The organism is Streptomyces sp. ISL-36 (genome assembly GCF_018614205.1).
GTDB lineage: Bacteria > Actinomycetota > Actinomycetes > Streptomycetales > Streptomycetaceae > Streptomyces.
Window position 1 is genome coordinate 145226 of the sequence record NZ_JAGGOS010000042.1, and the last position, 18070, is coordinate 163295.

The 18070-nt window shown below is 71.6% G+C and carries 18 protein-coding genes; 6 read left to right on the plus strand and 12 right to left on the minus strand.

The annotated features are described in order from the left end of the window. Positions 1 to 20 precede the first annotated feature (20 nt). From J7E93_RS11060 to miaA, 4 genes are all read right to left on the minus strand, one after another. Positions 21 to 2144, minus strand: coding sequence for a bifunctional (p)ppGpp synthetase/guanosine-3',5'-bis(diphosphate) 3'-pyrophosphohydrolase (locus J7E93_RS11060; protein ID WP_215067931.1), 2124 nt, complete (start codon positions 2142 to 2144; stop codon positions 21 to 23). 187 nt (positions 2145 to 2331) lie between these two features. Then, positions 2332 to 3216 (minus strand): diaminopimelate epimerase, encoded by an 885-nt coding sequence (gene dapF, locus J7E93_RS11065; RefSeq protein WP_215067933.1) that lies wholly within the window; start codon positions 3214 to 3216, stop codon positions 2332 to 2334. A 193-nt stretch (positions 3217 to 3409) separates the two neighbouring features. Continuing rightward, positions 3410 to 3874 carry a hypothetical protein gene (locus J7E93_RS11070; protein ID WP_215068004.1) on the minus strand — a complete coding sequence of 155 codons (465 nt, stop codon included), beginning with the start codon at positions 3872 to 3874 and terminating at the stop codon, positions 3410 to 3412. Positions 3875 to 3982: 108 nt separating this feature from the next. After that, entirely contained in the window at positions 3983 to 4921 is a 939-nt protein-coding gene (miaA, locus tag J7E93_RS11075; protein WP_215067935.1) for a tRNA (adenosine(37)-N6)-dimethylallyltransferase MiaA, read from the minus strand. A 188-nt stretch (positions 4922 to 5109) separates the two neighbouring features. On the opposite strand from miaA, the gene J7E93_RS11080 reads away from it, so the two are divergent. Further along, on the plus strand, positions 5110 to 5388 hold the full coding sequence (locus tag J7E93_RS11080) for a hypothetical protein (protein WP_215067937.1): 279 nt from the start codon (positions 5110 to 5112) through the stop codon (positions 5386 to 5388). A 51-nt stretch (positions 5389 to 5439) separates the two neighbouring features. After that, positions 5440 to 5694, plus strand: coding sequence for an antitoxin (locus J7E93_RS11085; protein ID WP_215067939.1), 255 nt, complete (start codon positions 5440 to 5442; stop codon positions 5692 to 5694). A gap of 171 nt (positions 5695 to 5865) precedes the next feature. Here the strand turns inward: J7E93_RS11085 and J7E93_RS11090 are convergent, their stop codons facing one another. From J7E93_RS11090 to J7E93_RS11115, 6 genes are all read right to left on the minus strand, one after another. Continuing rightward, the gene (locus J7E93_RS11090) at positions 5866 to 6573 is read right to left on the minus strand and encodes a class III extradiol dioxygenase subunit B-like domain-containing protein (protein WP_215067940.1); all 708 of its coding nucleotides are present in this window, start codon (positions 6571 to 6573) and stop codon (positions 5866 to 5868) included. A 10-nt stretch (positions 6574 to 6583) separates the two neighbouring features. After that, a complete protein-coding gene (locus tag J7E93_RS11095) occupies positions 6584 to 6823 on the minus strand; it encodes a hypothetical protein (protein ID WP_215067942.1) in 240 nt (79 codons plus the stop codon). Further along, entirely contained in the window at positions 6810 to 8330 is a 1521-nt protein-coding gene (miaB, locus tag J7E93_RS11100; RefSeq protein WP_215067944.1) for a tRNA (N6-isopentenyl adenosine(37)-C2)-methylthiotransferase MiaB, read from the minus strand. Before miaB ends, J7E93_RS11095 begins: the two co-directional genes overlap by 14 nt. Positions 8331 to 8427: 97 nt before the next feature. Further along, entirely contained in the window at positions 8428 to 9105 is a 678-nt protein-coding gene (locus J7E93_RS11105; RefSeq protein ID WP_215067946.1) for a HisA/HisF-related TIM barrel protein, read from the minus strand. A gap of 14 nt (positions 9106 to 9119) precedes the next feature. Continuing rightward, positions 9120 to 10157 (minus strand): 4-hydroxythreonine-4-phosphate dehydrogenase PdxA, encoded by a 1038-nt coding sequence (pdxA, locus tag J7E93_RS11110; protein WP_215067948.1) that lies wholly within the window; start codon positions 10155 to 10157, stop codon positions 9120 to 9122. Beyond that, entirely contained in the window at positions 10154 to 11371 is a 1218-nt protein-coding gene (locus tag J7E93_RS11115) for a four-carbon acid sugar kinase family protein (protein WP_215067949.1), read from the minus strand. The genes pdxA and J7E93_RS11115 overlap by 4 nt, the downstream gene beginning before the upstream one ends. Positions 11372 to 11480: 109 nt before the next feature. Between J7E93_RS11115 and J7E93_RS11120 the strand changes: the two genes are divergently transcribed. After that, entirely contained in the window at positions 11481 to 12389 is a 909-nt protein-coding gene (locus tag J7E93_RS11120; RefSeq protein ID WP_215067951.1) for a LysR substrate-binding domain-containing protein, read from the plus strand. A gap of 203 nt (positions 12390 to 12592) precedes the next feature. Continuing rightward, the gene (locus J7E93_RS11125; RefSeq protein WP_215068006.1) at positions 12593 to 13591 is read left to right on the plus strand and encodes a TAXI family TRAP transporter solute-binding subunit; all 999 of its coding nucleotides are present in this window, start codon (positions 12593 to 12595) and stop codon (positions 13589 to 13591) included. Positions 13592 to 13631: 40 nt separating this feature from the next. Here J7E93_RS11125 and J7E93_RS11130 read toward each other — a convergent pair whose 3' ends face one another. Both J7E93_RS11130 and J7E93_RS11135 read right to left on the minus strand, forming a co-directional pair. Beyond that, complete coding sequence (locus J7E93_RS11130) at positions 13632 to 15059, minus strand: HAMP domain-containing sensor histidine kinase (protein WP_215067959.1); 1428 nt, start codon at positions 15057 to 15059, stop codon at positions 13632 to 13634. A gap of 14 nt (positions 15060 to 15073) precedes the next feature. Next, positions 15074 to 15778, minus strand: a complete 705-nt coding sequence (locus J7E93_RS11135) for a response regulator transcription factor (protein WP_215067961.1) — start codon at positions 15776 to 15778, stop codon at positions 15074 to 15076. Between the two features lie 421 nt (positions 15779 to 16199). Between J7E93_RS11135 and J7E93_RS11140 the strand changes: the two genes are divergently transcribed. Beyond that, positions 16200 to 16985, plus strand: a complete 786-nt coding sequence (locus tag J7E93_RS11140) for an amino acid ABC transporter ATP-binding protein (RefSeq protein WP_215067963.1) — start codon at positions 16200 to 16202, stop codon at positions 16983 to 16985. Between the two features lie 62 nt (positions 16986 to 17047). Then, positions 17048 to 17965: a glutamate ABC transporter substrate-binding protein gene (locus tag J7E93_RS11145; protein WP_215067965.1), complete on the plus strand. Its 918-nt coding sequence runs from the start codon at positions 17048 to 17050 to the stop codon at positions 17963 to 17965. Positions 17966 to 18070: the final 105 nt, after the last annotated feature.

Sequence of the window (18070 nt, forward strand, 5' to 3'; positions counted from 1 at the left end):
GGGCCGTGTGCCCGCCGGGGTCAGCTCTCCTGGGAGGCGGGGCGCCGGGCGCGGCTGACGTCGTACACGCCGGCCACGTCCCGCATCGCCCGCATCAGCGCGGGCAGCCCCGCCGCGTCCGGGAGTTGGAGGGTGTACGTGTGCCGGACCCGCTGTTCGCTGGGCGGTTCGACGGTCGCCGAGACGACGGCGACGCCCGCCGCCGCGATGACCTCGGTGAGGTCCGCGAGGAGTCGGGGCCGGCCGAAGGACTCGGCGACGAGAGTGACGCGGCATTCGGCGGTGTCGCCCCAGTGGACGGTGAGGGGCTGGCGCCCGAGGCGCTTCATGGTCTCGACGGCCGTGCAGCCGGTGCGGTGGACGGTGACGGATCCGCCACGCACCTGGAAACCGGTGATCTCGTCCGGGGGTACGGGGGTGCAGCAGCCCGCCGGCCGTACGGCGGCGGACTGGGCGCCGGGCAGGTCGGCGAGGAGCCTGGCGCCGGAGCGGCGGTCCGCGGTGACGGAGGCGGGCGGACGGGGATCGGCGGACGGGGCCTTCGCGGCCTCCGGGTGTGCCTGCAGCCATGCGGTGATGGCGATGCGCGCGGCGGGTGTACGGGCGTGCTCCAGCCACGCGGGGGACGGTCCGGAGGCGGAGTCCTGGGCGAGCAGCAGCTGCACCGTGTCGCCGTCGTTCAGGACCGTACTGAGCGTCGCCAGGCGCCCGTTGACGCGCGCGCCGAGACAGGCGTGCGCGGCCTCGCCGTGCTGCGCGTACGCGGCGTCGACACAGCTGGCCCCGGCGGGCAGGCCGAGGGTCCCGCCGTCGGCTCGGAAGACGGTGATCTCCTGGTCCTCGGCGAGGTCCGCGCGCAGGGAGGTCCAGAAGGTGTCGGGGTCGGGAGTGGCCTGCTGCCAGTCGAGGAGCCGGGAGAGCCAGCCGGGGCGGGTGGGGTCGGCGCGCTCTCCGTCCTCGGCCGGTTCGGTGACGCCGTCCTGGGGTACGTACGGATTGCCGAGGGCGACGACTCCGGCCTCGGCGACCTTGTGCATCTGATGGGTGCGGATGAGGACTTCGGCGACGGCGCCGTCGGGGGCGGCGACCGCGGTGTGCAGCGACTGGTAGAGGTTGAACTTGGGCGCCGCGATGAAGTCCTTGAATTCGGAGATCACCGGGGTGAAACAGGTGTGGAGCTCGCCGAGGACCGCGTAGCAGTCGGCGTCCTCAGCCACCAGGACGAGGAGCCGGCCGAAGTCGCTGCCGCGCAAGTCGCCGCGCTTGAGCCGGACGCGGTGGACGGAGACGAAGTGGCGTGGCCTGACGAGGACCTCGGCGGCGATGTCCGCCTCGCGCAGGGCGGCGGAGACATGGTCGGCGATGGCGGCGAGCGCGTCACCCGCGCCGGTGTTCTCGGCGATGAGGGCGCGGGTGTTCTCGTACTCCTCGGGATGGAGGATCGCGAAGACGAGGTCCTCCAGCTCGGACTTGAGCGCCTGGACCCCGAGCCGTTCGGCGAGCGGGATGAGGACATCGCGGGTGACTTTGGCGATCCTGACCTGTTTCTCGGGGCGCATCACCCCGAGGGTGCGCATGTTGTGGAGCCGGTCGGCGAGTTTGATCGACATGACCCGGACGTCGTTGCCGGTGGCGACGAGCATCTTGCGGAAGGTCTCGGGTTCGGCGGCGGCGCCGTAGTCGACCTTCTCCAGCTTGGTCACGCCGTCGACGAGGTAGGCGACCTCGTCGCCGAACTGTTCACGGACCTGATCGAGCGTCACCTCCGTGTCCTCGACGGTGTCGTGGAGCAGGGAAGCGGTCAAGGTCGTGGTCTCGGCGCCGAGTTCGGCGAGGATCAGGGTGACCGCGAGCGGATGGGTGATGTAGGGCTCACCGCTCTTGCGGAACTGTCCGCGGTGCGAGGACTCGGCAAGGACGTACGCCCTGCGCAGCACCGCCAGGTCGGCGTCGGGGTGGTGGGCGCGGTGCGCCTCGGCGACGTGCCCGATCGCGTCGGGCAGCCGGTCCCTGGTGGTGGGACCGAGCAGAGCTGCGCGGCCGAGCCTGCGGAGGTCGATCCTCGGACGGGCGCGCCTGCGGCTGGGCGCCTCGGGGCCGTTGGCCTCCGCTGCGCTCACAGGATTGGTGGCCTCTGTACTCATGGGGCACCTCCGGCGGCATCGACCGGCGGTGAGCGGGCAAGGCGTGCCCGCCGGGCCGGTGCTTGATGCTACCGACCCCACCACGTGGCGCAGTCACGCTCTCGCCGAGCGTGAAACGGATCACCCATTCGAGCGATGGATCAGTCGTTGACTGTTTCGATTCCGCCCGGTTCGCGCCCGGTCGGGGTCAGGCCGTCGGGGCGGCGGTCAGCCAGGAGGGGTCGATGGTGCCCTCGGCGACGATGACGGCCGGGCCGGTCATCTCGATCTCGCCGTCGGGGTGCTCGGTGATGATCAGCGTGCCACCGAGGACATCGACGGTGTACGTGACGGGGGTGCCGCTGACGGCGGGGTCGACGCCGTCCCGGCGCGCGGTGGCCACGGCGACGGCGCACGCGCCCGTGCCGCAGGAGCGGGTCTCGGCGGCACCGCGCTCGTGCACGCGCATGGCGACGTGACGGGGGCCCCGGTCGGCGACGAACTCGATGTTCACGCCCTCCGGGTAGACCTCGGCGGGGGCGTACGGCGGCTCGGAGTACAGGTCGCCCGCGTGGTCGAGGCTCTCGACGAAGGCGACGGCGTGCGGGTTGCCCATGTTCACGTTCCGGGCGGGCCAGCTGCGGCCGTCGACGGTGACGGTGACGCCGTCCTCGGGGAGACGGGCGCGGCCCATGGAGACGGTGACGGAGCCGTCCTTGTCGAGGTGGATCTTCTTGACCCCGGCGCGAGTGGCGACGGCGACCTCGCCCGCGGTGATGTGTCCGGCGTGCTCCAGATAGCGGGCGAAGACCCGGGTCCCGTTGCCGCACATCTCGGCCACCGAACCGTCCGCGTTGCGGTAGTCCATGAACCACTCGGCCTCTTCGGCCATGTGCCGGGCCTCGGGGTGAGCCGCGCTGCGGACCACGTGCAGCAGGCCGTCACCGCCGATCCCGGCCCGCCGGTCGCACAGCCGCGCGACGGCCGCGGGGGGCAGTTCGACGGCGTTGTCGGCGTCGGGGACGATCACGAAGTCGTTCTCGGTCCCGTGGCCCTTGAGGAATGCGAGCGGCGAGGTCTGCGTGGTGGTCACGGCATCAACTCTACGGGGCGGCTCCGACAAGGGCTCGACGGTCCACGGGGTGGGCGGTCGAGCCGGCGAGCGGTCGGGGCTGGGGAGCGGGGTGGGGGCGGGGGTGGGGGGGCTGGGCCGTCCGGGCCGGTGAGGCCGCGGCCCTGTGTGCCGGAAGGTGGAGCGCGGCGGCCCGACGGGTGGCCGGGCGATGTCAGCGGAGGCGGGCCACGCGCCAGACCGCCAGCGCCACCAGGAGCGCGCTGACGGAGACGTACAGGGCGATCACCCGCCAGTTCGGGCGTTCGCCGGAGCCTCGCGCCGGGAGGCCGGGCCAGGTGTGGCCGACCTTGCGGGCGGCCATCATGCCCCAGCCGGCCGCGCAGGAGCTGATCAGCAGCCCCAGCATGGCGACGACGGCGCCGCCCTCGCCGGAACCGAAGGCGAGGGGGAAGGCGAACATCAGGGAGCCGACGGCGGCGAGGCCCACGATGGGCGCGAGCTGCCAGATCCGCAGGCGACGCTGAGGCCGCAGCTCGACCTCGACCTCGTCGGCGTCGACCTCGACGGACGTGCCCTCGGCGTCGTCGGGACCGTCCGGGGTCAAACCGGGCGCGTCACCCGGGGCTTCGCCCCGGGCCGCGTCGTGCTGTTCTCTGTCGCGAGGGCCGGCCTCCATCGCCACGCGCCCTCCCAACTCGGACTCCACTTGGTCGATCGATGCTCGATGATGGCACGCCAAAGACCGCTGGAATGACGGGCATGGCGTCCCGATGCCATCACGTGATCAGGCTGTAACCGCTCGTTCGACCAAGCTCAGCGCCTCTCGCGGGAGTTCCCCCCGGTGTTCCGCGGCACCGCTCAGCCAGTGGACCCGCGGGTCGCGCCGGAACCACGAGTCCTGACGGCGCGCGAAGCGCTTGGTGGCGCGCACGGTCTCGGCGCGCGCCTCGTCCTCGGTGCACTCGCCCGCGAGCGCCGCGAGCACCTGCTGGTAACCGAGCGCGCGCGCTGCCGTGCGCCCCTCCCGCAGTCCGAGCGCCTCCAGCGTGCGCACCTCCTCCACCAGACCGGCCTCCCACATCCGGTCCACGCGCGCGGTGATCCGCTCGTCGAGCTCGGGGCGCTCCACGTCCACACCGATCTGCACCGTGTCGTAGACCGAGTCCGGGCCGGGCAGGTTGGCCGTGAAGGGCTTGCCGGTGATATCGATCACCTCGAGGGCGCGGACGATGCGACGGCCGTTGCTCGGCAGGATCGCGCGGGCGGCCTCGGGGTCGGCCGCGGCGAGACGGGCGTGCAGCGCACCGGAGCCCCGCTCCTCCAGCTCCGCCTCGAGGCGGGCCCGTACGGCCGGGTCGGTACCGGGGAACTCGAGGGCGTCGATGGCACCGCGCACGTACAGGCCGGAGCCGCCGACCAGGACCGGCGTGCGGCCGGCGGCGAGCAGTCGGTCGATCTCCGCGCGGGCGAGCCGCTGGTACTCGGCGACGCTGGCGGCCTCCGTCACGTCCCAGATGTCGAGGAGGTGGTGGGGGACGCCACCGCGCTCCTCGAGCGTCAGCTTGGCGGTTCCGATGTCCATCCCTCGGTAGAGCTGCATCGAGTCGGCGTTGACGACTTCGCCGCCGAGCTGTTGGGCGAGGAAAACACCCAGATCGGACTTTCCGGCCGCTGTGGGACCGACGACGGCGATGACCCGCGGGGCGGGAGCTGGACTTCTCACCGCCCCAGTCTCGCAAACCTCTCGACGGGTCCCCGAATGAGCGACGTGACGGGCCGCATCCGGGTTCGTTGCCAGTTGCGAGGTTCCGACCGCCGGTTTCCGTACCGGCTGCACTTGCACCGGGTGGCGCATTGGGGCGCACCGGGCGCCGCGGGGCTTCTCCCACACGAGTACGCTATGGAGTGGAAATGGGCGTTTTTGCAATGTTTCGCCGCAAGAGCAAGGAAGCTGCCGAGGCGTCAACGGAGGAGGCCCAGGCCGTCACCCTGACGGGCGAGGCGGAGGACGCGCAGGCCGCCACCGAGGCCGTCGACGCAGCCGATGCCGAGGCGCCGGTGGCCGCCGGGGAGGCGGAGACCGACGAGTCGTCCGACGCCGTCGAGGCGGTCGAGGCCGTGGAGATCCCCAAGCAGCAGTCGGCCGAGGAGGCCGCGGACAACGAGGCCGGCGAAAGCGCCCGGAAGTAGGTCCTGGAGACAGGGCAGACGGATACGGACTCACCGGAGGGAAGGTGACCCATGGGTCTCCTGGATTCACTGAAGGCCAAGCTCGCCCCTGCCAAGGACAAGGTCTCTGATCTCGCGCAGCAGCACGGGGAGAAGATCGACCACGGCTTGGAGAAGGCCGCGAAGCTGGTCGACGAGAAGACCAAGGGCAAATACAGCGACAAGATCGAATCGGGCACCGGCAAGGCCAAGGACGCGCTGGACCGGATCGCCCACAAGGACGGCGACGCCAAGGGCGAAGGCCCGACCCCGCCACCGGCCGCCTGAAGCCCGGCGTCACCTGAACGACCCTCCGCACGGCGGACGGCCGCGGAACACCTCGCTCCGCGGCCGTCCGCCGTTCGTCATGGGCGGGTGCCCGGGGTTCGTCACGAGCCCGGCGTCCACCGTGCGTCATGAGCCGCGTCCGCCGCGCCGGCGGGTCGGACGACCGAGCGGCTAGGACCAGGCGGCGACGATGTAGCCGACGCCGTAGGGGGCCTCCTCGTACAGGAGCCGGCCTTCGAGCCCCGCGCCTTCGGCGGCGCCCGCGAGGACCTGCCAGGGAGCCCGGCCTGCCGCCTTGAGCTCGTACGCGAGGTTCTCGTCCAACGCCCGAAGGGCCTCCAGGTCCGCCGCTCCCAGCGCCCTGGCCGCCGCCGCGTCGAAGGGGGCGGCGCGTTCGTCCAGGTACCCGGGCGCCTTGAGCGTCCGGCAGGCCGACCCGTCACCCATCACGAGAAGCGCCACGCGATCGGCGGACGCGGCCAGCTCCCGGCCCACGGCGCCGCAACGGGCCTCATCCAGCCGCTCCGCGACGGCGAGGCCCTCGATCGGAGCGTCGGCCCAGTGGGCGCGCTCCAGGAGCCATGCGCCGACGGAGAGGGAGGTGGGCAGCGGGCGCTCCCCCACCGGCCCGGTGCCGAGCCGCACGGAGAGATCGACTCCGAAGCCGGCGAAGCTTCCCACCGAACCGGCGGGGAAGGTTCCGGCGGCGTCCTCGCCGGCGGGACCGACGACGTACAGCCGGTCGGGCCGGGAAGCCGCCAGCAGCCCGACGGCGTCGGCACAGGCCGTCCGCGCTCCAGCGAGCTCATCGGCGGCCCCCACCGCCACGTCGGGCACGAGCAGGGGAGGACAGGGACAGACGGCTGCGGCGACAAGCATGATCCGCAGCCTACTGGGACGGAGCGACGCCCTCCGGTCCCGGCGCACTCCACGCGGGCCGGGACGTGCCCTCGGGCTCGGTCGCCTTCGCGACCTCGGCGTCGGCCGAGTCGCAGACCGGCTCGGCGATGCCGATCCGGGTCTGTGTCTCCGACGCCAGGCCCTTGACGATCACAGAGGCGCCCGGCGCCGCGGTGTCCGGCGTGTCATTGCCCGACGTGTCAGTGCCCGACGTGTCAGTGGCTGCCACAGGCCGGGGCGTCGGCCACCGGGAGCGGCTCCGGGACACCGATCTTCGGCAGGCCCAGCAGAACGCCCGTCGGCTTGGCTGCGGCCGCGGTGGTGCGCTTCTCCCAGGCGTCGCCGGCGCGAGTACGGCGTACCGACGTCGTCGGGCCCTCGGCCAGCAGGTGGTGCGGGGCAGCGTAGGTGATCTCGACGGTCACCACGTCGCCCGGGCGGACCTCCTGGTCCGGCTTGGTGAAGTGGACGAGCCGGTTGTCGGGGGCCCGGCCGGAGAGCCGGTGCGTGGCGCCGTCCTTGCGCCCCTCTCCCTCGGCGACCATGACCTCGAGCGTCCTGCCGACCTGCTTCTTGTTCTCCTCCCAGGAGATCTCCTCCTGGAGGGCGACGAGACGCTCGTAGCGCGCCTGCACGACCTCCTTGGGGATCTGCCCGTCCATCTCGGCCGCGGGCGTGCCGGGCCGCTTGGAGTACTGGAAGGTGAACGCGTTGGCGAACCGTGCCTCGCGGACCGTGTGCATCGTCTGCTCGAAGTCCTCCTCGGTCTCGCCGGGGAAGCCCACGATGATGTCGGTGGAGATGGCGGCGTGCGGAATGGCCGCGCGGACCTTCTCGATGATGCCGAGGAAACGCTCCTGCCGGTACGAGCGGCGCATCGCCTTCAGGATCGGGTCGGAGCCGGACTGCAGCGGCATGTGCAGCTGCGGCATCACGTTCGGGGTCTCCGCCATGGCCGCGATGACGTCGTCCGTGAAGTCGCGGGGGTGCGGGGAGGTGAACCGGACCCGCTCCAGGCCCTCGATCTCGCCGCAGGCGCGCAGCAGCTTGGAGAAGGCCTCGCGGTCGCCGAGGTCGGAGCCGTAGGCGTTCACGTTCTGGCCGAGCAGGGTGATCTCGGAGACGCCCTCGGCGACAAGGGCCTCGATCTCGGCGAGGATGTCGCCGGGGCGGCGGTCCTCCTCCTTGCCCCGCAGCGCCGGGACGATGCAGAAGGTGCAGGTGTTGTTGCAGCCGACGGAGATCGAGACCCAGGCGGCGTACGCGGACTCGCGGCGGGTCGGGAGTGTGGAGGGGAAGGCCTCCAGCGACTCGGCGATCTCGATCTGTGCCTCTTCCTGGATGCGGGCGCGCTCCAGGAGGACCGGCAGCTTGCCGATGTTGTGCGTGCCGAAGACCACGTCGACCCACGGGGCCTTCTTGACGATGGTCTCGCGGTCCTTCTGGGCGAGACAGCCGCCGACGGCGATCTGCATGCCCGGGCGCGTGGTCTTCATGGGGGCGAGGCGGCCGAGGTTGCCGTACAGCTTGTTGTCGGCGTTCTCGCGGACGGCGCAGGTGTTGAAGACGACGACGTCGGCGTCACCGTCGGAGCCCTCGGGGGCCCTGACGTAGCCGGCGTCCTCCAGCAGACCGGAGAGCCGCTCGGAGTCGTGGACGTTCATCTGGCACCCGTAGGTGCGCACTTCGTAGGTTCGCTGGACGTCCACTGCCTGGCTCCGGTCGCTGCTGGTCATGGGACAAGGGTATGCGGTGTCGGCCGTTGCCCAGCCCCGAGCTGTCCGGAGCCACCCGGAGCCGTCCCCCGGCCTCGGCCCGTACGGTCCGCGACCGTCAACGGGTGGGGGCGGCCGCGGCCGAGACGGCGGTGGTGAGCTGGGACCGGAGGCTTCCCGCGTCCGGTCGGAGGGCGCCGCTGAAGGCCGCGGAGCCGATGGTGAAGGCGTCGGCCCCGGCAGCCGCGAGGGCGGCTATCTGTTCGGGGGTGGTGATGCTCCCGGCCACCACCAGCCGGCCTGTGGTGGCGGCCCGGGCGGCGCGGACGAGGGCGAGCGGGTCGGCGTCGGCGGCCCGGTGGGCGAGCAGGTCGACTCCGGCGCAGCCCGCGGCCTCGGCCCGGCGGCAGTCCGCCGCGATCCGCTCCGGGTCCCCGGCCAGGCGGGTGGGGTGACCGAGTGGTTCGCCCACGAAGGGGAGGTAGTGGATGCCCGTGCCGGCGAGGAGGGCCAGTGTCTCGTCGATCCAGGTGCCGCCCATGAGCTGGTCGACACCGAGGTCGATGGCGGCCTTCACCGAGGCGAGGGCCTGGTCGCGCGTGGTGCTGACCACTTCGAGGTAGCTGCTGGCGCCCATGGCCTTGATCTGCCGGTGGAGCCGGGCGAGTGTTCCCGGGTCGACACCTATGTCCTTGAAGCCGATGTGACCGATGCCCAGCTCACCGACGGTGTCGAGGACGTCGAGGCAGTCCGTGACGGTCCTGTCGTCACGGGTGAGCATGAAGATGAAGTCCACGGGGGTCCTCCGGATCATGAGATGGGGGCCGGGGCGGGGGCCGGGGGTTCGGTCGGGCCGGTGGCGGGCCCGGCGGCCAGTCCGTCGGCCTGGTGCAGGGCGGTGAGGAGGCTCGTGTGGTCGGCGGTGCCCTGTCCCGCGATGTCGAAGGCGGTCCCGTGGTCGACGCTGGTCCGTACGAACGGCAGGCCGATGGTGATGTTGACGCCGTGCTCCAGGCCCAGGTACTTGACGGGGATCAGCCCCTGATCGTGGTACTGGGCGACGACGGCGTCGAACTCCCCGGCTCGGGCCCGCATGAAGACCGTGTCGGCCGGCCAGGGCCCGCTGGCGTCGATGCCTTCCCGACGGGCGGCTCGGACGGCCGGTTCGACGATTTCGAGATCCTCGCGTCCGAAGAGCCCGTTCTCCCCCGCGTGCGGGTTGAGGGCGGCGACGGCGATGCGTGGACGGGAACCGGTCCGGCCGCCGCCTCGGAGGGTGTGGTGGGTCAGCCGGATGATCTCCAGCTCGCGGGCGGTGGTGAGGGAGTCCAGTGCTGAACGCAGCGACTGGTGGACGGTGACGAGGACGACCCGGAGCTCGTCGTTGGCCATCATCATCGCGTAGTCACGCGTGCCCGAGAGCTCGGCCAGGATCTCGGTGTGCCCCGGGTAGGGAAGTCCCGCCAGCCGCAGCGCCTCCTTGTTGATCGGTGCGGTGGTGAGGGCCCGGATCTCTCCATGGAGAGCGAGCTCGATGCCCCTGCGCACGTACCGGAAGGAGGCGGCACCGGCGCGGGCGTCCACGGTGCCGAGCGTCAGGTCCGGGGGAAGCGCGCCGCCGGCGTCGGTGAGTACGTCCATGACCCCGGGCGTGTGGGCGGCCTCGGCCATCGAGTCGATCGGCCGCACGGTCAGCTCCGTGCCGGTGGTGCGGCAGGCCCGCGCCAGGCAGGCCGGATCGCCGATGACGACGACGGGAGGGCGACGCCGAGGGTCCGCGTATGCCTTGACGGTGATCTCGGGCCCGACGCCGTTCGGGTCGCCCATGGTGACGGCGATCGCGTTCATGCGTCCCCTCCCGTTACGTGATCGACGCCGGCGACGAGAAGACGGCACAGCCGGTCGAGCGTGATGCGGTCGCCGAATCCGCCTGCCTTGATCAGGACGGGGATGGGTGGCCGGCCGAGGAGGAGGCCACGGGCGATTCCGGGCTCGGGTTCGTCGTACAGCTCGATCCCGGCGGTGCCGAGCGCTTCGAGGACCATGACGGCGCTCTCGCCGCCGGTCAGCACGAGCCCGTCCGCCGAGCCGTCCGCGACCAACTCCTTCACCACCAGGGCAAGGTCACGGGTGAGCGTGTCGGAGTCGGTGGCAGCACGGCGCTCGTCCGGGGTGTGGGCCACCAGGACCGGCGCGGACGCCCGCCGAAGAGCTTCGACGGCCGCGCCGGGATCGTCGCTGTCCGCGCAGGCCACGTCCTTTCGCGTGCGCAGCAGTTCCAGTTGGCGGCGGGAGGCCGGATGGGCACTGCCGACGGCGACCAGCGGGCGGAGAACGGTGGGCAGGCCGTGGGGCGCAGTGGCGGGGGTACGGGGGTGACGGCGGGCCAGGGCCGCGGCGAGCCCGGGCGAGCCGACCCAGAGCACGTCCCCCGGCCGGGGAGCCGAGGAGACCAGGCGGTCGAGATCGGCGTCGGTTTCGGCCGAGCAGACGAAGAGGCCCCCTTTTTCGATCAGTTCGGGCAGTCCACCCAGGTCGTCGGGGTCGACGAGGTCCGCCTCCGGCAGGAGATCCGCGAGATCCGAGGTGCGCACGGGGTGCGCCGGGTCGCGGGCGAACTCGGTCTCGTGCACCGGCACGCCCCGGACGTACTGGATCCCGCGCAGCGTGGTCCGGCCCTCGGCGGGGAACGCGGGGGCGATCACCACGGCCCGCCGCTCCGAGCCGGCGTGGGCGGCGCGGATCTCCGCCGCGAGATGCCCCCGCAGCGTGGAGTCGACCGTCTTCAGAAGCAGTTCGGCGCCCGCCAACCGCCGGGCGGCCCGCTCGGTCCGGCTCACCGCCTCCGCCTCCACCAGCAGCCTGCTGCCGAGATCGACCGCGATCACCCCCTCGGCCGTGTCGGGAAGGGTCTCGGGGGTGCTGAGCAGGGCGCGGGCTCGGTGGCCCGCTCTGCGGAACGGCGCCGCGCCGTCCCCCGCACTGGTGAGGTCGTCCGCGAGGACGGCGATGCGTGAAACGGAATCGGCCTGTGCGGCGGCCGTGCGGGATTCCACCCTCATTCGTCGTCGCCCTCCTCGGGTCGCCGGTGGTGACGACATCAACACTGGCGTTCGCAAAGCGGCTGGACAAGCGATTCCTTCTCACCTCACCTGTGAGTAGATTTCACACATGCGTTGGCCCGACCTCCCCCCGCTGAACTCTCTGCTGCCCTTCGAGGCGACGGTGCGGCACGCGAGCATGACCCGGGCCGCCCAGGAGCTCCATGTCACCCACGGTGCGGTCAGCCGCCAGATCCAGACCCTGGAGAAGGCCCTCGGCACCACCCTCTTCGAGCGCGGGACCCGGTCGCTGCGGCCGACCGCGCAGGCCCGCCGGCTCGCGGCCGCCGTCCGTGACGCGCTCGACCAGGTCGACACGGCCGCTCGGGAGGTCTCGCGCCGGGAGCGTGGGGGCCCGCTCGCCCTGTCCTGCGAGCCGACCCTGCTGATGCGCTGGCTCATCCCGCGCCTGCCCGACCTCGCCGCCCAGGTACCGGGCCTCACGGTGCACCTGTCGGCGGGCGGCGGGCCCGTCTCCTTCGAAAGGGACCCGGTCGACGTCGCCCTGCGTCGCGACGACTTCCTGGTACCCGAGACGGTGAGCCGCTCGCCCCTCTTCACGGAGAGGATCGGTCCGGTGTGCAGCCCTGAGCTGGCGCAGCGGATCACCGCGGCGGCATCCCGTTCCCGGGCGGAGCGGGCGGAGTGCTTCGCCGGCATGACGATCCTGCACACGAACACACGGCCCACGGCATGGGACGACTGGCAGCGGATCACCCGTACACGCGTCGAAGGTGCCGGTGAGCAGAGCTTCGAGCACTTCTATCTGGCGCTGCAGGCCGCCGTCGCGGGCGTCGGCGTCGCGATCGGACCGTACGCGCTCGTCCACGACGATCTCGTGCGCGGGCAGTTGGTGGCCCCCTTCGGTCTGGTCGCCGACGGGACCGGATACCACCTGCTCAGCCCGAGACCGCCCGAGCAGGACAGCCGGATCGCCCTGCTGCTCGGCTGGCTCCGGAGCCAGGCGGCCGAGTTGTGACGTGACGCGGTGCGGCGCCGCGTCCGCCGTACTGACGCCGGCCTCCCCACCCGGCGCCGCGTCCGCCGTACTGACGCCGGCCTCCCCACCCGGCGCCGGCATGCCCCGGCACCACTCCCGCCCCCCGCCAGGACAGAGCGCGACACCCGTTCCCGGGAGGCCGGGCCTGGCCAGCACGGGGCGTGAGCTGGCAGGATCGCGCCATGCTCGCCTCCCTCTCCCGTGCCGCCCGTCGCCGCCTCCTGCAGGTGTCGGCGGCGCTGCTCGTGGTGTGCGGACTGCTGATCTGGTGGCTTGTTCCGTTCGGTCCACAGGCGCCGAGTGGGCACGTCACCTTCAGTACAGGCGTGCCCACCGGCGTCTACCAGCGCTACGGGGAGCTGTTGCGCGAGGCGCTCGCCCGTGATCTTCCGGATGTCTCGATAACGCTCGAGGACAGCGAGGGCTCGCAGCAGAATCTCGCCCGGCTGGCCTCCGGCGAGGCCGACTTCACGATCGCCACGGCCGATGCCGTGGCCCAGTACCAGAGGGACCGGAAGCCCGGGTTCGACCGGTTGCGCGGCTGCGCCCGCCTCTACGACGACTACGTCCAGCTGGTGGTCCGTAAGGGGTCCGCCGTGCGCTCCGTGGCCGATCTGCGCGGGCTGAGGGTCGGCGTCGGCCAGGAGGGCTCCGGAGTCCGGCTCATCGCCGACCGGGTCCTCGCGGCGGGCGGCCTCACCCCCGACGTCGACATCGAGCCGGTCTCCGCGGGCATCGACACGATGCCGGCCCTGCTGGAGCGCGGGCAGCTGGACGCGTTCTTCTGGTCCGGCGGCCTGCCCACGCATGCGGTGCAGGCCCTGTCCGAGCGTTTTCCGGTGCGGCTGGTGCCGCTGGACGCGACCCTCATGGACAACCTCCACGCCGTCGGCGAGTCCACCCGCCACTACCGCTCCGCGGTCATCCCGGCGGACGCCTACGCCAGGGCTCAGGACGGGCAGCCGGTGGACACCCTGGCCGTCGCGAACCTCCTGGTCACCACGGACACGGCGGATCCGGCCCTGGTGGAGGGTTTCACCCGTACGGTGATCAGAAGCCGGGATCGGATCGGCAGCCAGGTCCACCCCGCGCAGCTCGTGGATCTGCGGACCGCGATCTACACCGAACCGCTGACACTCCACGAGGGCGCGCGGCGCTACTACCGCTCCGTGAAGCCGTAGCCGGCCGCCGCTCGCCGCCCCCAGCCGCCCGGTCAGCCCCTCAGCGCACCCCAGTGCCCCTCGGCGCACCCCAGTGCCCCTGCGGCCCCGTCCGCGGCACCGTGACCGTCACGCGCAGCCCGTGCGGTTCGTTCGGCGCGTAGTCGATCGAACCGCCCCCCGCCGCCAGCAGCACGCGGGAGATGGAAAGGCCCAGCCCGGACCCCTTGATGTTCTGGTGCCGGTTGCTGCGCCAGAAGCGGTCGCCGACCCGTTCCAGCTCGTCGCTCGTGAGCCCCGGACCATGGTCCGCGACCACGATGGTGCAGGTCTCGCCCTCGGACGCCACGGTGACGGTGACCTCCTCACCCGCCGGCGTGAACTTCAGCGCGTTGTCGATCACCGCGTCGAGGGCGCTGGAGAGCGCCACCGGGTCCACCCAAGCCGTCACCGCCCGGCCCTCGCCGCTCAGCCGGACCCCCTTCTCCTCGGCGAGGGGACGCCAGGCGGCGACCCTCTCGGCCGACAGGGCGCCGATGTCGGTGAGGCGCAGATCCGCGGCGGCGTGCTCGGCGAGCGCGAGGTCGAGAAGGTCGTCGAGGACCTGCGCGAGCCGCTTGCCCTCGGTGCGGACCGAGGCGATCTCCTCGTTGCCCTCGGGCAGTTCGAGGGCGAGCAGCTCGATGCGCAGCAGCAGCGCGGAGAGCGGGTTGCGCAGCTGATGGGAGGCGTCGGCGACGAAGGCCCGCTGTTGTTCGAGGACGTCTTCGACGTTGTCGGCCATCTCGTTGAACGAGCGGGCCAGACGCCGCAGCTCGGGCGGCCCGCCGGCCGCGGCGACCCGGGACTTCATCCGGCCGGTGGCGATGTCGTGGGTGACGGAGTCCAGCACGCGGACCGGCCGCAGCACCCAGCCCGTGAGCCGGAAGGCGGCACCGACGGCGAGCAGCATCGCCGCGGACTCGCCCGCCACGATGATCAGCCAGCCGGCCAGGATGCGGGAACGCAGCTGCCCGGTGGGCGAGTCGGTGACCACGACGGCGACGACGTCACCGTCGCGTACGACCGGCGAGGCGATGACGAGACGGGCGTTTGGCTGCCACGGCCAGACCTGCGGCGGGTCATGGCTGCGGCGGCCGAGCAGCGCCTCCTGGAACGCCCGGCGCCCCTCCCCCTCGGAGGGGACGACCCAGTCCTCGGGCGCGGCGGCCATGGCCCGGTTGTCGCGGTAGAAGATGCCGGTCCGAATGCCGTAGACGTCGTGGTAGCTGGCGAGTTCCCCGCGCAGCGTGGTCCGGCGCTCGTCCATGCCGGGGTCGGTCTCGCTGACGAACTGGGCGAGCGCGGCGAAGCGCGCCCCGTCGTCGAGCCGGTCGACGACCACACGCTGCTGCTCGGAGGCGGCGAGGCTGGCGGCGAGCGGGAAGCCGAGCGCCAGCAGCACACCGGCCATCAGGACGATGAGGAGCGGGAGGAGGCGAGTGCGCACGTGAGACCCGGGGGTTAAGCGGCCGGGGCGACCAGGCGGTAGCCGACGCCGCGCACGGTCTCGATGAGCGCGGGCATCCGCAGTTTGGAGCGCAGCGAGGCGACGTGCACCTCCAGCGTGCGGCCGGTCCCCTCCCAGTTGGTGCGCCACACCTCGCTGATGATCTGCTCGCGCCGGAAGACCACGCCGGGGCGCTGGGCGAGCAGGGCCAGCAGGTCGAACTCCTTGCGGGTGAGCTGGACGGGGGCGCCGTCGACGCTGACCCGGCGGGTGGGCAGCTCGATGACGACGGAGCCGAGCCGGAGCGCCGCGCCCTCGCCCGACGTGCCGGACTCCTCGCCTCCGGCGGTGCGCCGGCTGACCGCGTGGATCCGGGCGAGCAGCTCCCCGGTGTCGTACGGCTTGACGACGTAGTCGTCGGCCCCGAGGTTGAGCCCGTGTATGCGCGACCGTACGTCGGCCCGTGCGGTCACCATGATCACCGGGGTGGTGGTGAGCTTACGGATGCGGCCGCAGACCTGGTAACCGTCCTGGTCCGGCAGGCCGAGGTCGAGCAGGATCACTCCGTACGACGGGCGCTCGCCGTGGGCCGCGGGGAGCACCGCCTGGAGCGCCTCCTCGCCGTTGCGGGCGTGCGTGACCGTGAACCCGTGCTTCGCCAGTACGGCGGACAGGGCCGCGGCGACGTGGTCGTCGTCCTCGACGAGCAGCAGTCTCATGACCCTCCTCCGGGGCGGGGCGATGCGGCCGGGCGATCCGGCCAGGGGTTCCAGCCGGACGGTCCGGCGTGCGGTCCACCGCCGGCTCGCCGACGGGCGGTCCGGCGGGCGGTGCGGCGTGGTGCGGCCGGAGATCCGGCCGGGCGGTCCGGCCGGGCGGTGTGGCGCGTTCTCGTGTGATGACCAACATGTACCAGCTGGGCACAGGGCATGAACGCCGATCATCGGCGTCAGAGTCAAGTCTCCGCCTGTTACCCGAGCGTTTCCGTTATGGACCCGGTACGCCATGAGCCGCCCCGTTCACGCAGTGTGTCCGGTTGCGGCCGGATCGTTATCCTCAATTTCCGCTCAGATGTAATGACGCTCGTCGCACCACGTGCCTAGTGTCCTCCCCAACCGAGGAGGACGGAGCAAGAAGCCGATGAGCGGAGTGTCAGTGACCAAGGGCTCGGAAGACGCCGTACCGGCGGCGGGCGACCTGGTCGTGCTGTCCAACGTGAACAAGCACTTCGGCGCGCTGCATGTGCTCCAGGACATCGACCTGACGATCGCCCGTGGCGAAGTCGTGGTCGTCATCGGGCCTTCCGGGTCCGGCAAGTCCACACTGTGCCGCACCATCAACCGACTGGAGACGATCGACTCCGGCACCATCACCATCGACGACCGGCCGCTGCCCCAGGAGGGCAAGGAACTGGCCCGGCTGCGCGCCGACGTCGGCATGGTCTTCCAGTCCTTCAATCTCTTCGCGCACAAGACCGTGCTCGAGAACGTCATGCTGGGCCAGGTCAAGGTCCGCAAGACGGAGAAGAAGGCCGCCGAGGCCAAGGCCCGCACGCTGCTCGACCGGGTGGGTGTCGGCACCCAGGCGGACAAGTACCCCGCGCAGCTCTCCGGCGGCCAGCAGCAGCGCGTCGCGATCGCGCGGGCGTTGGCCATGGACCCGAAGGTCATGCTGTTCGACGAGCCGACCTCCGCCCTCGACCCCGAGATGATCAACGAGGTCCTCGAGGTCATGCAGCAGCTGGCGCGTGACGGCATGACCATGGTCGTCGTCACCCACGAGATGGGCTTCGCGCGCTCCGCCGCCAACCGCGTCGTCTTCATGGCCGACGGCAAGATCGTCGAAGAGGCCACGCCCGACCAGTTCTTCAGCAATCCGCGAAGCGACCGGGCCAAGGACTTCCTGTCGAAAATCCTGCACCACTGACGACGGTCATCCCCCATGCTTCACCTGACGATCAACAAGCCACGAACAAAGGGATGTTCACCATGAAGCTCCGCAAGACCGCGGCCGTGGCCGTCGCCGTCCTCGCCCTGACCGCGACCGCCTGTGGTGGCAAGGAGGGCTCCGCCGGCGACAAGCCCGCCGTGAAGCCCGGCGACTCGAGCGCCCCCCAGCTCCCCAAGTACATCGTCGCCACCGATGTGAAGCTGGAGTCGCCGACCTTCAAGGAGGCGCAGAAGCGCGGCAAGCTGATCATCGGTTCCAAGGCCGACCAGCCGTACCTCGGCTTCGAGGACCAGGCCACCAAGGAGCGGTCCGGCTTCGACGTCGAGATCGCCAAGATGATCGCGGCGGAGCTCGGCTTCACCGAGGACAAGATCGAGTGGAAGACGGTCGACTCCAAGCTCCGTGAGACGGCGATCTCCACGGGCCAGGTCGACTACTACGTCGGTACCTACACGATCAACGACAAGCGCAAGGCGCAGGTCGGCTTCGCGGGTCCGTACTACAAGGCCGGCGCCGACCTCCTGGTCCGCAAGGACGAGACCTCGATCACCGGTCCGGAGACCCTCAAGGGCAAGAAGGTCTGCTCGATCACGGGCTCGACCCCGCTGCAGGAGATCAAGAAGCCGAAGTACGGCGCCCAGACCACCGAGCTCGCCAAGTACTCGGACTGTGTGCAGCAGCTGCTCACCAAGCAGGTCGACGCCGTCACCACGGACGACTCGATCCTCAAGGGCTACGCCGCGGCCAACGCCGGCAAGCTCAAGGTCGTCGGCAAGCCGTTCACCGAGGAGCCCTACGGCATCGGCATGAACAAGGACGACAGGGTCCTGCGCACCAAGATCAACGAGATCCTGGAGAAGCGCACCCAGGACGGCACGTACAAGAAGATCTACGAGGCCACTCTGGGCCTCTCCGGCTCCGCGTACGTCGCGCCGCCGGCGATCAACCGCTACTGATCCTCGGCCGGACGCCGGCGCCCCGTACCGACGTACGGGGCGCCGCTCCCCCTGCCCGCACCTCGCCCGTATGCCGTTGCCCGTATGCGTTGCCCTATGCCGTTG

Coding starts and splice junctions, on each gene's coding strand:
- J7E93_RS11060 (WP_215067931.1), bottom strand. CDS start 2,144: ATGAGTACAGAGGCCACCAATCCTGTGAGCGCAGCGGAGGCCAACGGC.
- J7E93_RS11070 (WP_215068004.1), bottom strand. CDS start 3,874: ATGGAGGCCGGCCCTCGCGACAGAGAACAGCACGACGCGGCCCGGGGC.
- J7E93_RS11080 (WP_215067937.1), top strand. CDS start 5,110: ATGGGCGTTTTTGCAATGTTTCGCCGCAAGAGCAAGGAAGCTGCCGAG.
- J7E93_RS11085 (WP_215067939.1), top strand. CDS start 5,440: ATGGGTCTCCTGGATTCACTGAAGGCCAAGCTCGCCCCTGCCAAGGAC.
- J7E93_RS11090 (WP_215067940.1), bottom strand. CDS start 6,573: ATGCTTGTCGCCGCAGCCGTCTGTCCCTGTCCTCCCCTGCTCGTGCCC.
- miaB (WP_215067944.1), bottom strand. CDS start 8,330: ATGACCAGCAGCGACCGGAGCCAGGCAGTGGACGTCCAGCGAACCTAC.
- pdxA (WP_215067948.1), bottom strand. CDS start 10,157: ATGAACGCGATCGCCGTCACCATGGGCGACCCGAACGGCGTCGGGCCC.
- J7E93_RS11115 (WP_215067949.1), bottom strand. CDS start 11,371: ATGAGGGTGGAATCCCGCACGGCCGCCGCACAGGCCGATTCCGTTTCA.
- J7E93_RS11120 (WP_215067951.1), top strand. CDS start 11,481: ATGCGTTGGCCCGACCTCCCCCCGCTGAACTCTCTGCTGCCCTTCGAG.
- J7E93_RS11125 (WP_215068006.1), top strand. CDS start 12,593: ATGCTCGCCTCCCTCTCCCGTGCCGCCCGTCGCCGCCTCCTGCAGGTG.
- J7E93_RS11135 (WP_215067961.1), bottom strand. CDS start 15,778: ATGAGACTGCTGCTCGTCGAGGACGACGACCACGTCGCCGCGGCCCTG.
- J7E93_RS11140 (WP_215067963.1), top strand. CDS start 16,200: ATGAGCGGAGTGTCAGTGACCAAGGGCTCGGAAGACGCCGTACCGGCG.
- J7E93_RS11145 (WP_215067965.1), top strand. CDS start 17,048: ATGAAGCTCCGCAAGACCGCGGCCGTGGCCGTCGCCGTCCTCGCCCTG.